This window comes from Clostridium fermenticellae, from assembly GCF_003600355.1.
In the GTDB taxonomy this organism is placed as follows: Bacteria; Bacillota; Clostridia; order Clostridiales; family Clostridiaceae; genus Clostridium_AV; species Clostridium_AV fermenticellae.
The window spans coordinates 1564685-1579410 of sequence record NZ_CP032416.1; the positions used below are offsets into that span (position 1 = coordinate 1564685).

General features: G+C 33.4%; 11 protein-coding genes and 2 riboswitches. Of the genes, 1 reads left to right on the top strand and 10 read right to left on the bottom strand.

Translation table 11 applies throughout. The annotated features are described in order from the left end of the window. Window positions 1-39: 39 nt before the first annotated feature. The 5 genes from D4Z93_RS07345 to D4Z93_RS07365 all read right to left on the bottom strand — a co-directional run bounded on the left by D4Z93_RS07345 (window position 40) and on the right by D4Z93_RS07365 (window position 5703). Window positions 40-825, bottom strand: coding sequence for an ABC transporter permease (locus D4Z93_RS07345; RefSeq protein ID WP_119974270.1), 786 nt, complete (start codon window positions 823-825; stop codon window positions 40-42). An 88-nt stretch (window positions 826-913) separates the two neighbouring features. Continuing rightward, window positions 914-1022: riboswitch (TPP riboswitch) on the bottom strand. A 79-nt stretch (window positions 1023-1101) separates the two neighbouring features. Further along, window positions 1102-1317 carry a heavy-metal-associated domain-containing protein gene (locus D4Z93_RS07350; protein WP_119971937.1) on the bottom strand — a complete coding sequence of 72 codons (216 nt, stop codon included), beginning with the start codon at window positions 1315-1317 and terminating at the stop codon, window positions 1102-1104. A 26-nt stretch (window positions 1318-1343) separates the two neighbouring features. Further along, window positions 1344-3794, bottom strand: a complete 2451-nt coding sequence (locus tag D4Z93_RS07355) for a heavy metal translocating P-type ATPase (protein ID WP_119971940.1) — start codon at window positions 3792-3794, stop codon at window positions 1344-1346. 15 nt (window positions 3795-3809) lie between these two features. After that, window positions 3810-4076 (bottom strand): metal-sensing transcriptional repressor, encoded by a 267-nt coding sequence (locus D4Z93_RS07360; RefSeq protein ID WP_119974272.1) that lies wholly within the window; start codon window positions 4074-4076, stop codon window positions 3810-3812. 169 nt (window positions 4077-4245) lie between these two features. Beyond that, the gene (locus D4Z93_RS07365) at window positions 4246-5703 is read right to left on the bottom strand and encodes an amino acid permease (RefSeq protein ID WP_119971942.1); all 1458 of its coding nucleotides are present in this window, start codon (window positions 5701-5703) and stop codon (window positions 4246-4248) included. A 133-nt stretch (window positions 5704-5836) separates the two neighbouring features. After that, window positions 5837-6010, bottom strand: a riboswitch (Lysine riboswitch). A 222-nt stretch (window positions 6011-6232) separates the two neighbouring features. Here D4Z93_RS07365 and D4Z93_RS07370 point away from each other — a divergent pair. Beyond that, entirely contained in the window at window positions 6233-6760 is a 528-nt protein-coding gene (locus D4Z93_RS07370; RefSeq protein WP_119971945.1) for a GNAT family N-acetyltransferase, read from the top strand. 49 nt (window positions 6761-6809) lie between these two features. On the opposite strand, the gene carB is transcribed toward D4Z93_RS07370, so the two are convergent. The 5 genes from carB to D4Z93_RS07395 form a co-directional block, all read right to left on the bottom strand. Further along, window positions 6810-10016 carry a carbamoyl-phosphate synthase large subunit gene (gene carB, locus D4Z93_RS07375; protein ID WP_119971948.1) on the bottom strand — a complete coding sequence of 1069 codons (3207 nt, stop codon included), beginning with the start codon at window positions 10014-10016 and terminating at the stop codon, window positions 6810-6812. A 35-nt stretch (window positions 10017-10051) separates the two neighbouring features. Beyond that, window positions 10052-11107 (bottom strand): carbamoyl phosphate synthase small subunit, encoded by a 1056-nt coding sequence (locus D4Z93_RS07380; protein ID WP_119971951.1) that lies wholly within the window; start codon window positions 11105-11107, stop codon window positions 10052-10054. Between the two features lie 217 nt (window positions 11108-11324). Continuing rightward, the gene (locus D4Z93_RS07385) at window positions 11325-12269 is read right to left on the bottom strand and encodes a sulfite exporter TauE/SafE family protein (RefSeq protein WP_119971954.1); all 945 of its coding nucleotides are present in this window, start codon (window positions 12267-12269) and stop codon (window positions 11325-11327) included. A gap of 39 nt (window positions 12270-12308) precedes the next feature. Continuing rightward, window positions 12309-13316, bottom strand: coding sequence for a proline racemase (locus tag D4Z93_RS07390; protein WP_119969862.1), 1008 nt, complete (start codon window positions 13314-13316; stop codon window positions 12309-12311). A gap of 63 nt (window positions 13317-13379) precedes the next feature. After that, window positions 13380-14627 carry a glycine/sarcosine/betaine reductase component B subunit gene (locus tag D4Z93_RS07395; RefSeq protein ID WP_119971957.1) on the bottom strand — a complete coding sequence of 416 codons (1248 nt, stop codon included), beginning with the start codon at window positions 14625-14627 and terminating at the stop codon, window positions 13380-13382. Window positions 14628-14726 lie beyond the last annotated feature (99 nt).

Here is a 14726-nt window from a genome sequence, read left to right on the forward strand (position 1 = left end):
TGCTGGGTTAATTTCCCAACGTCCCCCTTTCATATTACACTATTTGTTAATATTCTCTCTGTCTTTCCTTTGCCACGGCATAAATATGTATTGAAGTACATACATAAATAAGAACAATAGCATACTTAAAATCACTACAACTAATATAGCTGAAAATATTTGATCAAGTGCATATGCATTTTTTGCTCTTACCATAAATATTCCAAGACCTTTCTCTCCTCCAAGCCATTCTCCAACTATAGCTCCCATTATGCTGTATGTTGCTGCTATTCTAAGTCCTGAAAAAAATGAACCCAGGCACCCAGGAAATTTTACATACCTAAATTTCTGAAATTTAGATGCATTCATCGTGTCCATAAGATTCAGCATATCTACATCAGCACTTTCAAGTCCATCTACAAGACTTATCACAATTGGGAAAAAACATACTAAAACAACTACAATGACTTTAGGGAGTATGCCAAACCCAAACCATATTATAAATATCGGGGCAAGTGCTATAGTAGGTATTGTTTGCGATATAACAAGTATTGGATAAATACAGGCCTTTACAATTTTTATATTATCCATAAGCAGTGCAATTATTACTGAAAATACTATAGAAATTAAAAAACCAATAATTGCTTCTTCCAGGGTAACATAAATATGAGGAATAAGTATAGGAAAGATTTCAAATAAAGTTATTGCCACATCCTTAGGCGATGGAAGAATATATTTAGGTATTCCTCCTTTATCTACAAGTATTTGCCATAAGAATATAAGCATAACCTGAAAAACAATAGCTGAAATCCTGTAAATCGATTTACCATAATTATTACATTTCATACAATTACACATCCTACATGAGTTATTAAGCATACAAAAACCTCTCTTCAAAAATAGAAGAGAGGTCTTTATACTAAACAAATTTATTTGATTACTTACTGTAATTCCCTCCGTTGGCATTATCCAATTCAGGTTTTACGGGTCGAAACCTACCAGTTTCCTCTCAAACAGTGTTTCTGCCTCCCCAACAATATATGATTTTAAAAATATCAACATAAATTAGTATATCATTTATAAAATAAATGTGTCAAATTATTAAAATATTCTTACTAAGGCCTATATGTTTTCTATCTTAACTACATCATATCCTGCATCCTCAACAGCAGCTTTTATAGCACTATCTTCAATTTCATCTTTAAAATCTACAACTGCATTTTTATCATCCAAACTTACTTTTACTTTTTTAACTCCATCTAATTCTTTAAGAGCCTCCTCAACATGAGCAACACAGTGTTTGCAGCTCATTCCTTCAATAAATACTTTCTTTTTCATAATATATTCTCCTCTCAATATTTATATTAAATTAAAGGTTTGAAACCTTTCAATCTTAAAGCATTTGTCAAAACTGATACCGAACTTAAACTCATTGCTAAAGCTGAAATCATTGGATTTAAGAGTGGACCACCAAATATATAAAGCACTCCCATCGCAACTGGTATGCCAAGAGTATTATATCCAAACGCCCACGCAAGATTTTCCTTTATATTCTTTATTGTTTTTCTGCTCAATTCTATAGCTGTAACTACATCCATTAAATCACCACGCATAAGAACTATATCTGCTGATTCAATAGCAATGTCTGTTCCAGAGCCTATTGCAATTCCTATATCTGCCTGAGCCAGTGCTGGAGCATCATTTATTCCATCACCAACCATAGCCACTTTCCTGTCTTCACTTTGAAGCATCTTTACTTCCTCTGCTTTATCTCCCGGCAATACCTCTGCAATTATCCTGTCAATTCCAACCTGTTTCCCTATTGCACCAGCTGTTCTTTCATTATCACCAGTTATCATTACTACTTCAATTCCCATCGAATGTAATTTTTCTACACATCTCTTACTATTTTGTTTAACTGTATCAGCTACAGCTATTACTCCAAGAATTTTTCCATTTTCAGATACATACATAGGTGTTTTTCCTTCTCCAGATAATTTTTCTGAAACTATATTGAGCTTCTCTAAATTAATACCATTCTTATCCATCAATTTTTTATTGCCAAGAAGTATTTTTTTACTATCGATAAAAACTTCTATACCATACCCTGTAATAGCTTTAAAAGACTCTATCTTTTCTAATTCTATTCGAAGAAAATTTGCATTCTCAACAATAGCTTCTCCTAACGGATGTTCTGAACCAGCTTCAGCTGATGCGGCCAACTTTAAAATATAGTCTTTATCAACACCAGTTACTGTTACAATATCTGTAACTTTAGGTTTTCCCTCAGTAATTGTTCCTGTTTTATCAAATACAATTGTTTTTACTTTATGGGTAGCTTCAAGTGCAGTACCGCTCTTTATAAGAACTCCATATTCTGCTCCTTTTCCTGTTCCAACCATTATAGCTGTCGGCGTTGCAAGTCCTAGTGCACATGGACATGCTATAACAAGTACTGAAATAAATATTGTAAGACAAAATACCAGATCTTGTCCGTTTATATACCATAAAATTGCACCAATAAGTGCCAGTGACATGACAACTGGAACAAAGTATCCAGACACAATATCTGCAAGTTTAGCTATAGGTGCCTTCGATCCCTGAGCTTCTTCTACCAGCTTTACAATTTGAGATAAAACAGTATCTCCTCCAATTTTGGTAGCTTTAAATTTAATCATCCCATTTTTATTTATACTTGCACCAATTACATTATCTGATACCTGCTTTTCAACTGGTATACTCTCACCTGTTATCATTGATTCATCTATAGATGTTGATCCTTCTATTATTTTGCCATCTACAGGTATCTTTTCACCTGGTTTTACTATGATTATGTCGTTGACCTCAACCTCATCAACCAGGATATTTATTTCTTTTCCATCTCTTTCAACAAGCGCCTTTTTAGGAACTAAATTCATGAGTTTCTTTATAGCTTCTGAGGTTTTCCCTTTTGCAACAGATTCAAGATATTTTCCAAGAGTAATAAGCGTCAATATAACTCCTGCAGATTCAAAATACATATCATAGGCATGACTGCCTGACATAATCTTATATACTGCAAACAAACTATATAAAAAAGCTGCTGATGCACCTATCGATATAAGTGAATCCATATTGGGACTTCCTCTAAATAATGATTTAAATCCAACAATAAAATAATGTCTTCCCTCTATTAAAATTGGAAGTACAAGTACTAATTGAATAATTGCAAATGCCTTATAATGATGCATTGGATCTATTGCAACTGGAAGCATATATCCTAATTTTTCAGCTATCATAGGTCCCATAGCTATTATTAGAAGTGGAACTGCAAATACAGCCGATATTATAAATCTATTCCACAATTTCTTCATATCCTTAAGTTTCTTTTCACTATCACTATCTATCGACGTTTCTTCATCTATAGCTTTATAACCCGCCTTATCCACAACTTTTTTAATTTTTGAAACATTTAACTTTTCTTTATCAAAGCTTATATTTAATTTCTCAGTTGCAAGATTAACATTTGCCTCTGTTACTCCCTCAAGTTTCTTAACAGCTCTTTCAACCGCTCTTGCACATGCTGCACATTCCATTCCTTCTATTTTTAATGTCCTATTTATTGTTCCAGAAACAGCTTTATATCCTGCTTTATCTACAGCCTTCTGTACGTCCTTCACATTTATCTTTGATTCATCAAAAGTTATTTTGAGTTTCTCTGTTGCCAGATTCACATTTGCAACTTCTATTCCATCAAGCTTTTTAACAGCTCTCTCAACTGCTCTCGCACAGGCCGCACATTCCATTCCCTCTATTTTCAAAGTTTTACTTGACACTTTACCACCTCCTTATTAATCTTTAAGCAGTTTAGACAATAAATTTATTATCTCATCCACTTTTTCATCTCCACTATCATGTAAGAAAGCCTGTTTAACACAATGATTTAAATGCTGCCTAAGTATTAATAAATTTGCTTTTTTAAGAAGGGATTGAGCTGCATATATTTGATTTGATACATCTATACAATATCTCCCATCTTCAAGCATTTTAATTATTCCTTCTATTTGACCTTTAGAGGTTCTTAATGCTTGAATAGCTTTTTTCTTTTCTTCATTCATACAACTCATATTGCTACCTCCTACCCCCGGTGGGGGTGTTAATCTATATAAATATAATACAACAAAAATATGAATAAAATATGAATAAAAATAAAAAAAGTATCTATTTTTTAATAAATACTTTTTTTGTCTTTATTATCTTTTACTTTTAATCATAAAAATATTAAAATTATTTCAAATCAAGTTCACTCAGGTCAACATCTTTTACATCAATAACCTTTGTTTTATGTTTAAATTTGTATCCTGCCCATAATATTAAAAACAATGGCAGACCAATATATGTTGAAATAATACCTTTCCAATCGATTTGAGATGTTCCAAAATAAGTAATTCCTTGTCCTAATATAACTACTATACATAATATTAATGCTATAATTGGACCTATAGGAAAAAATTTTGCTTTATATTTAAGTTTATTTAAATCAAGACCTTGAGCTATATAAGCTTTACGAAAACGATAATGACACATTGCTATGCCAAGCCATGCTATAAAACCTGCCAATCCTGATGCTGCAACAAGCCAGACATAAACTGTACTTTCTGCATATAATCCTGTTAAAAAACACGCACATGCAATTATAGTTGTAACTATTAATGAATTTATAGGAACACCCCTCTTATTTACTTTTGCAAGAAATTTAGGAGCCTTTCCTGACTCAGCTAATGCATATAACATTCTAGTTGATGCATACATTCCTGAATTACCCGCAGATAATATCGAAGTTAATATTACTATATTCATGATCGATGCAGCACCAGCAATACCAACCTTAGTAAATACCATAGTAAATGGACTTGTTTCAACTCCAGCTTCTGTATAAGGTACAAGTGCTCCAACTATAAAAATCGTTCCTATATAAAATATTAATATTCTCCAAAATATTGCCTTAGTTGCTTTAGGTATATTTTCACCTGGATCCTCACTTTCTCCAGCTGCAATTCCTACAAGTTCTGTTCCCTGAAAAGAAAATCCTGCTATTAAGAATATCATAAATATAGATTTTACTCCTCCAACAAAAGGTGCATCCTTAATTGTAAAATTTTTTAATCCGATTGGATTTCCGTTAAATATCCCAAAGATAGTTGCTGCACCTATCAAAATAAATATTATTACCGTAATAACTTTAATACTTGCAAACCAAAACTCCGATTCTCCATATCCTTTTACTGATAAAAAATTAAATATAACAATTATTCCTAAAAATAATGCACTCCATCTTACAGAAGGAATACTTGGAAACCAAAATCTCATAATAAGTGCAGCTGCAACCATTTCAGCCGCAACAGTAATAGCCCAATTGTACCAATAGTTCCATCCAAGTGCAAAGCCAAGTGCCGGGTCTATAAACTTTGATGCATACACTTCAAATGAACCGGCAACTGGCATATGAGTTGCCATCTCTCCAAGTCCTGTCATTAAAAAGTATACCATAATACCTATACATGCATATGCAACTAATGCACCACCTGGCCCTGCTTGTCTTATAGTATCACCTAGTGCTAAAAATATTCCTGTGCCAATTGCTCCTCCTATTGCAATCATATTAAGATGTCTAGATTTTAAATTTCTCTTTAAATTTTGTTCTCCTACTTGTTCTTGTCCTAAATTTTGTTCTATCTGCTGCATTTTTCTCCCCCTTATCGGTATTTTATTCCGATAAGTAAATAACCAAGATATTTGATAATAAAAAATACCTTGAGCACACACTCAAGGTATTAAAGCAAGGTATATATAATACACTCTTAAACCATAATTTTCATTGAATGATAGCGCTCCACAAATACATTGTGACAGTCTTATCGATATTTTCAATAAGCCCAGCTATACGACATTAAAGCATTTGCCATAAGCTTCGGCAAAATCCCCTTTCATACTGCTTCATAGTGCTTACCTCAGCAATATTACTATTAGATTATGCACCTCTACCCTAGTTATTCACTTATTATAAAAGTATTATATAATAATATTCATAATTAGTAAAGCTATAATTTATAAATCATATATTATAAATTCATTTTTGAAGTAATCTATAGGGTTTGTAATTCCAAGCCTATATATCTCTTTCAAAAATTTAATAAAAAATATTATTGCATTTTTATTAAATAAAATGTATAATTATTCATAAATAAAAAATCGGAAGTTCGGGGGTAGATCAATGGAGAAAAAAATCTTTGTAGTTAGGAAAGCTGATATAAAAGACAGTAAAGCAATTTATGAAATAACAAAACAAGTTTTTAAAATATATTTTAAAAATGCACAGATTCCACGAACAATAGATGCACTTAAAGAAACTTACAAAGATATAGAAAACGACATAAAAACAAAGGAAGTTTTTGTAGCACTTGACGGTAATACTATAATAGGAAGTGTGCGAATAAAAGTCAATCCAGATAAAACTGCCTATTTAAGTCGTTTTGGAGTGAAATCCAATTATCAAAACAGTGGAATTGGTAAAATTTTAATGAGTGCAGTTGATGATGATATGATATCCCTAGGTGTTACAAACATTTATCTTCACACTTCATCAAGAATGTTTTCACTCATAAGATTTTATTATGGAAGAGGTTTTTTCATTGATTCAACTAGTAAAGATAGAGGATATATAAGGGCACTTTTATGCAAAGAATACAAATCTAAAAGTCTTGACAATTCATGTACAAATACCGTAAATAACAGTATATAAATACAAAAGTGTATCCTAAAGTTTACCACTTTAAGAATACACTTTGATTTTAATTTGCTAGATTAAAGATCTCTAATCTCTTTTCATCAATATTTTTTATTCTTACATTAACCATAGCACTAAATGTATCTAATGCCGTTATTACTCCTATATTTCTTTCAATAGCAGCTCTTCTTATAATAAACCCATCCCTTTTTGAGTCGTTCCCTTTAGTAGGTGTATTAACCACCAAATCAACTTTTCCACTTCTGATTACATCTAATATATTTGGATGTGATTCTTTAAGTTTTCTTACTTCCTTAACTTCTATTCCATTCCTTCTTAAAAGCTCAGCCGTTTTTGATGTTGCCATAAAATTAAATCCTATAGTATTCAATCTTTTAGCTATAGATAAAAATTCCTCCTTATCATGGTCATTTATGGTTGCAAGTACCGTACTATTTTTCTTTTTTATAAACATATTGGCCGATATAAACCCTTTGTATAATGCCTCGTATATATTCTTTCCAACACCAAGTACTTCACCAGTGGACTTCATTTCAGGTCCTAGTGATATTTCAACCTTAGGAAGTTTTTGAGTAGAAAACACAGGCACCTTGACCGATACTAAATCTGGAGTTTTGTATACTCCCAACCCGTACTTAAGATTCTTTAATTTTTCTCCAAGCATTACTTTTGTAGCTATATCAACTATTGGTACCTTGCTCACTTTACTTATATATGGTACCGTTCTCGATGCCCTTGGATTTACCTCTATTACATAAAGTTTCCCTTTAAACTCTATAAACTGAATATTTATCATACCATGTATCCCTATCGCTAATGCTAATCTTTTTGTGTACTCAAAAACTTTTTCTTTAATATTAGGACTTATGTTTTGACTTGGATACATAGTTATACTATCTCCGGAATGTACTCCTGCTCTCTCTAAATGTTCCATTATACCTGGTACAAGAACATCTTCTCCATCTGATATAGCATCTACCTCTATTTCCCTTCCCATAAGATACTTATCTATCAATATAGGATTCTTTTTATCATTTTTGAAAGCATTTTTGAGATAGTACATTAATTCTTCCTCATTATATGTTATTTCCATGCCTCTTCCTCCCAAAACATATGAGGGTCTTACAAGCACAGGAAATCCTAATTTTTGTGCCTCACTTAATCCTTCTTCTAATGACCACACTCCATGTCCCTTTGGCCTTGATATATGCAGCTTTTCGAGTAATTCATCAAATTTTTCTCTATTCTCTGCCATATCTATTTGATCAGCTGTAGTTCCAAGTATTGCTATATTTTTCTCTTTTAAAAACTTTGCGAGTTTAATCGCAGTCTGACCACCAAACTCAAGAATAACACCATAAGGTTTTTCTTTATTGATTACATTAAGTACCTCTTCTTCAGTTAATGGTTCAAAATATAATTTATCAGATATATCAAAATCAGTACTTACGGTTTCCGGATTATTATTTATTATTATAGTCTCTATTCCAAGCTTTCTAAGTGCCTTAATACAATGCACAGAAGCATAATCAAACTCTACTCCCTGACCTATTCTTATTGGTCCGGAGCCTATTACCACAATTTTCTTCTTATCTGAAACCTTTACCTCATCATAATCATCATAAGTAGAATAATAATATGGTGTTAATGCTTCAAATTCACCTCCGCAGGTATCTACCATCTTATATACAGGCTGTATGTTCCATATGTTTCTAAGCCTATATATATCATCGGGAGATACTTTAAGTATATCGGCTATACCTTTATCAGAAAATCCCTTTTTCTTAAGCCTATAAAGCCAATCTTTATCCAGTTTATCAATCTTACTCAATTTTAATTTTTCTTCTTCTTCAACTATCCACTTGAATTTTTCAACAAAGAACTTGTCTATACCTGTTATTTCAGAAATTTTATCTACTAAATAGTCTCTTCTAAGAATCTCCGCAAGTGCAAACATCCTTTCATCATCTGGAGACATTACTATTTCTTTGAGGTTAGCTGTGCTTAATTCTCTAAACTTACTATCCTGAAGAGAATACTTACCAATTTCTAACGATCTTATACCTTTTAAAAATGCCTCTTCAAAATTACTTCCTATAGACATAATTTCTCCTGTGGCCATCATCTTCGTTCCAAGTGATCTATCTGCTCCCTGAAACTTATCAAAAGGCCATTTGGGAATTTTTACAACTACATAATCGAGTGACGGTTCAAAACACGCATAAGTCTTCTGAGTTACAGCATTTTTTATTTCATGTAATCCGTAACCAAGTGCAATTTTAGCAGCTACCCTGGCTATCGGATATCCAGTTGCTTTTGATGCAAGAGCAGACGATCTGCTAACTCTTGGATTAATTTCTATAACTGCATATTCAAATGAATCTGGATTTAATGCAAACTGTACATTACATCCTCCTTCAATTCCTACAGCATTTATTATATCTATCGATGCAGATCTAAGCATCTGATATTCTTTATCTGATAATGTCTGGCTTGGCGCAACTACAATACTATCCCCGGTATGTATCCCAACAGGATCTATATTCTCCATATTACATACAGATATACAATTGCCGTATTTATCCCTCATTACCTCATATTCTATTTCCTTCCATCCCTTTACACTCCTTTCAACCAGCACCTGTCCGATTGTACTAAGCTTAATTCCAAGTGCAAGTATTTCTTCAAGTTCTTCTTCCGTTTCTGCTATTCCGCCACCGGTTCCACCTAAAGTATATGCTGGCCTTACAATAACAGGATAACCAATCTTCTTTGCAAATTTCTTTCCGCTATCTATATCTTTTATTATTTCACTTTGTATTACAGGCTGTTTTATCTCATTCATCATATTCCTAAAAAGTTCTCTATCTTCACCCTTTTTTATCGACTCTATTGAGGTTCCTATCACCTGAACATTATATCTATTCAAAATTCCACTGTCATATAATTCAACAGCTAAATTAAGTCCTGTTTGTCCTCCCATTCCGGCAAGAAGACTATCAGGTCTTTCCTTTTCTATGACTTTTTCTAAAAATTCACCTGTTAACGGTTCTAAATATATTTTATCTGCTACCTCTTTATCTGTCATAATAGTTGCAGGGTTACTATTTACAAGTATAACTTCTACTCCTTCTTTTCTAAGACTTTCACAAGCCTGAGTTCCAGAATAATCAAACTCTGCAGCCTGTCCTATTACTATTGGTCCCGAACCTATTACTAAAACTTTTTTAATATCTTTATTTAATGGCATAATTATTCCCTCCCAAATTTAACAAAATTCTAATTTTAAAGTGAGTATTCCATAAATTCATCAAAAATATAGTCATTGTCTTTAGGTCCTGGACATGCTTCTGGGTGAAATTGGACAGAAAATATAGGTAATTTTTTATGTTTCATTCCTTCTATTGTTCCATCATTTAAATTAATATGAGTCTCCACCATATCCTGTGGTAAAGTTTTTACGTAGTATCCATGATTTTGTGAAGTTATATGAACTTTATCTTCATAAATATCCTTAACAGGATGATTGCATCCCCTGTGTCCAAATTTAAGTTTTGCAGTTTTCCCTCCAAGTGCCAATGCTATAAGTTGATGTCCCAGGCATATTCCGGTTACTGGAAGCCTTCCAATAAGCTTTCTAATATTTTCTATAATTTCTGGCAAATCCTCAGGATTTCCAGGACCATTCGACAAAAATACCAAATCAGGCTTTACATTTAAAATCTCCTCTGCACTTGTGTATGCAGGAAATATAGTGACTTTACAATTTCTATTTAAAAATGAGTCTATTATATTTTTCTTTGCCCCAAAATCCATTACTGCAACATGCTTTTGAGTTCCATCAATTACAATTTTTTCTTTTGTTGTAACCATTTTGACGGCATATTTATTTGAGTATCCATGTAATTGTCCGGTTACATCCTCAAAAGATAATTCCTCCAGGGTAGTTATTATTCCCTTCATAGTACCGTTCTTTCTTAAAATTTTTGTAAGCTCCCTTGTATCAATTCCTTCAAGTCCCATGACTTTATTTCGCTTTAGATAATCATCAAGTTCAAGTTCTGCTCTAAAATTACTTGATATATTGCACTTTTCTCTAACAATAAATCCTTTAACTTTTACTGAACTCGACTGCATATCTTCTAAATTTATTCCATAATTCCCTATTAAAGGATATGTCATTGCTACAATTTGTCCATAATACGATGAATCCGTAAGGATCTCTTGATACCCTGTCATTCCAGTATTGAATACAACTTCGCCTATACTGCTCTCTTTAAGATATCCAAAAGCTTTTCCACTAAATATCATTCCATTTTCTAGTATAAGTTTTGCTTTCATAAAAAGACCTCCTTTAAATTTCTGAGTAAAAATACACTTTTATTGAAAGCTTAAATATAAAAAAGACAATAGATAAACTATTTTAAAAAATAGCCTATTTATTGTCTTTTTTATATAAATCTAAATATAATTCGATAATATAACTTTTCATAAATATAATACCTCTTTCTGGCCTCTCTGGACCAAATTAAAGTGTACTTTTTACACCAGTTTTACTTCATAATTGATTGTAATTTATTTTTTGTAATATGTCAATACCATTTTTATGATTCAGCCTTTTCACCCTGACTTCCTGCATTTCTTTTTTATTTGCAGACATAAACATCGTAACTGCAGTATAGAAAATAACTACTATTACCAGCCATGTCAAAATATTTAATGGAAGTGACTTTACTATATATGCTGCAATTAGCACTCCAACAACACCAAATATTGTTATAGCTAACGAAGCCTTCCTGTCATATGATCCTGTTCTTACAAATTTGACAGATGCAACCGGCATTAAAAATGCACAGGAACCCATCATTATAGGAAATGCTACTCTAGGACTCATTCCAAGGGCAAAAACTAATGCCATACATGGTGCATATAACCCTATTCCAAGTGTCATAAGTGCACCTAATATAAAGTTACCTGCTATAGCTACAATAAGCTTCCAGCCAGTAAGACCTACTTGTGTCCCTCCTGATGGCATAAGTTTAAGTTGTGAAGCCAGCATTACAAGTGCTACTATAACCAGTGCTGCTCCCATCGCAACTTCTATTTTCTTTTCATCTAATTTTGAAACTATATCCGCCCCGATTACCGAGCCTACAGCACCTGCTGCAAGCATTAAAAATAAAGTTAGGGGATCTACTTTGATGACTGTTATGAATATAAGTGCCTCTATTACTACCGGTATAGTGCATGATACATTTAAAGTTCCGGGTAAAGTTCTATCTTTTGATAACTTGAAAAATTTTAGTAAAGCGGTAGTAGGCGCAAAACTTCCTATTCCCAGAGTATCGAAGAAATTTGTTAAAAACCCAACTGCACCTAAGGCAAAAAAATTTGATTTTTCCAGTTTGTTTTCTTTACCGGTCTTTATATAATCCCTGAAGAATATAAATGCAAAACATACTACCATTACTAGTAATATTGTAAATAATACTATTTTTACCATCGGGAACCCTCCTTTTATTTATATAGTCTTGTTACTCTTTTACTTCAATATAAATCCATGTTTAAGCGGGTCATCTGGATCTATAAATAATTGATTGTGCCCTGTTACATAAGCGGCTCCCGTTATCTCTGGAATTATAGCATCATAATCTCCAACCTTTGTTTCTTTTAATACTCTGCCTACAAATTTTGTTTTTAAAACACTTTCATACACAAACTTTTCATTAATCTTTAATTTCCCTTTTGCGTAGAGTGTTGCAAGTTTAGCACTTGTTCCGGTTCCACAAGGTGATCTATCCAGTTGTCCTTGTCCAAACACTACGGCATTTTGAAGAGTTGCATCCGGACTTTTTGCAGGTCCATAAATTTCACAAAGATCTACTGTCTTTATATGTGATAGAGTCGGATGTTGTATTTCAACCCGGTCATTAACTGCTTTTATAACATTCATGCCTACTTCAATTAATTTTTGTGAATTTGCGGGACATATTTCTACTCCCAGATCTTCTGCTTTAACTATTGCAAAGAAACTTCCGCCAAAAGATATATCCATTCTTACTTTCCCGATACCGGGTACCTCAACTTCAATATCTCTCTTATATAAAAATGCAGGTACATTTTCCAGTGAAACCTGTTTTGCTTTTCCATCCTCAACTTTTACTTTAGCTTTTACAAGTCCGGCCGGTGCTTCAAGCATTACAGTTGTAACAGGTTCCTCTACAGGTACTATTCCTTCTTCAACTGCTACTGTCGCTGTTCCTATTGATCCATGTCCACACATATTTAAATATCCGCCGCCGTCCATGAATATAACTCCAAGATCAGCTTCATCCATAGTTGGCTGTGTTATAATTGATCCGAACATTTCATTATGTCCTCTCGGTTCAAGCATTATTGAAGTTCTCAAATAATCCATATGTTCTTCCAGATATTCCTTTTTCTCCGGCATAGTTTTTCCTGGAATGCTAGGCACTCCTCCAACTACTACCCTTGTTGCTTCTCCCATTGTATGTGAGTCAACTGCAAATATGCTTTTTTCAATTTTCATTTTTTCTCTCCCCCTCATATGATTTTTACTTACTGATACCTGAACTTGTCAAGATTTAAAAAATTACAACAGCGAATGAATAACTCCATCTCTGCATTGATTTGGTGTAATCAGATACGGTATATTTTTAGAGTCTCTCATATTATGGGAACCAAGAAACCCTCCTGGTTCATATGGAAACATTGCGGTATCATACATATTTCCAAGTCCGGATACAATCTTTACAAGGATAACTTTACGTCTTCCGGGACGCATAACATCATTAAACTCTTCTCTTGTATACGGCATATTATCCAAATTCACAAGCACCTTACGGATTTCCTGAACAATTGAGTCCGTCACCCGATGTCCGGCCATAATACCTTCTGCTGTTCTTCCTTCACCCTCTTCAAACAGCACATCAACATGTAAAATATAATCAGTTGACTTTGGCGTGCCAGCACGATCAAATACAACCTGATTTTTCAAAATTCCTTCTGATGAGCCAATATTGGATGGCTGAAATTTGCTGTTATCCTCAACACCAGTTGTCATGACAGTTATTCCTGAAAGCAAATGTGTAATCCCCTCTCCCAGTTCTCCCCGGACTTTACAGGCAATCGGAGAGTAATCCATATTGGAATTGACAAACATATTATAATTTCCCGGTTCAATTATGCTAACATTAACATCCTTGATTCTAGGTTCAGATTTGATAAGACTCTTTTCAATTCCTTTGCGTATAATAAGCACACCATGGTCAATATCTGTTTTATCGCCAAAACGAACTTCATGAATACAAAATGACTTACGAGTTAACCTGCGTAGGTTCTGTTCTGGTTCATCGACTCCTGTATCCAGCAATTTTCCAGCTTTCCTAAGCTTATTTTTCACAAGTGCTACAGCTTTCATTGCATCATAATCCGTCAGATTATTCTCTCCTACAACACAGGATTCATATCCAGCATCACTTTTATTGAAATCTATCACACAGTCAACATAGTTATTAGTACAGACAAGCCGCCCCTGCTGCGCAATATAACTGAGTCCAACACTCGGGATTCCCCGGATACCAAGCTGCTCAATTACATTAACAAAATCCACATGATGATTTCCCCATCCATCAATTGCAACAATTGCCGCATCTGCATGCATAATCTGTGCGATATCACCAACACGTTTTGCTGTATAAACTTTATCATCACATAATTCAGATACACCATCTACAATAATACCAGTAAATTCAACATCCTTTTCCTTTGAAAGTGCTTCTGTTAACGGGCATTGAAAATGATGCAGTGTTGTCATTTTAATACTTGGTCCTAGTCCCATAATATACCTCCATTCCGCATGATCACTTATTTTTGTTTATAACAAAAATTATGCAAGAGGACTGCCATAATATGACAGCCCTTTTGTAGTATTTTACTG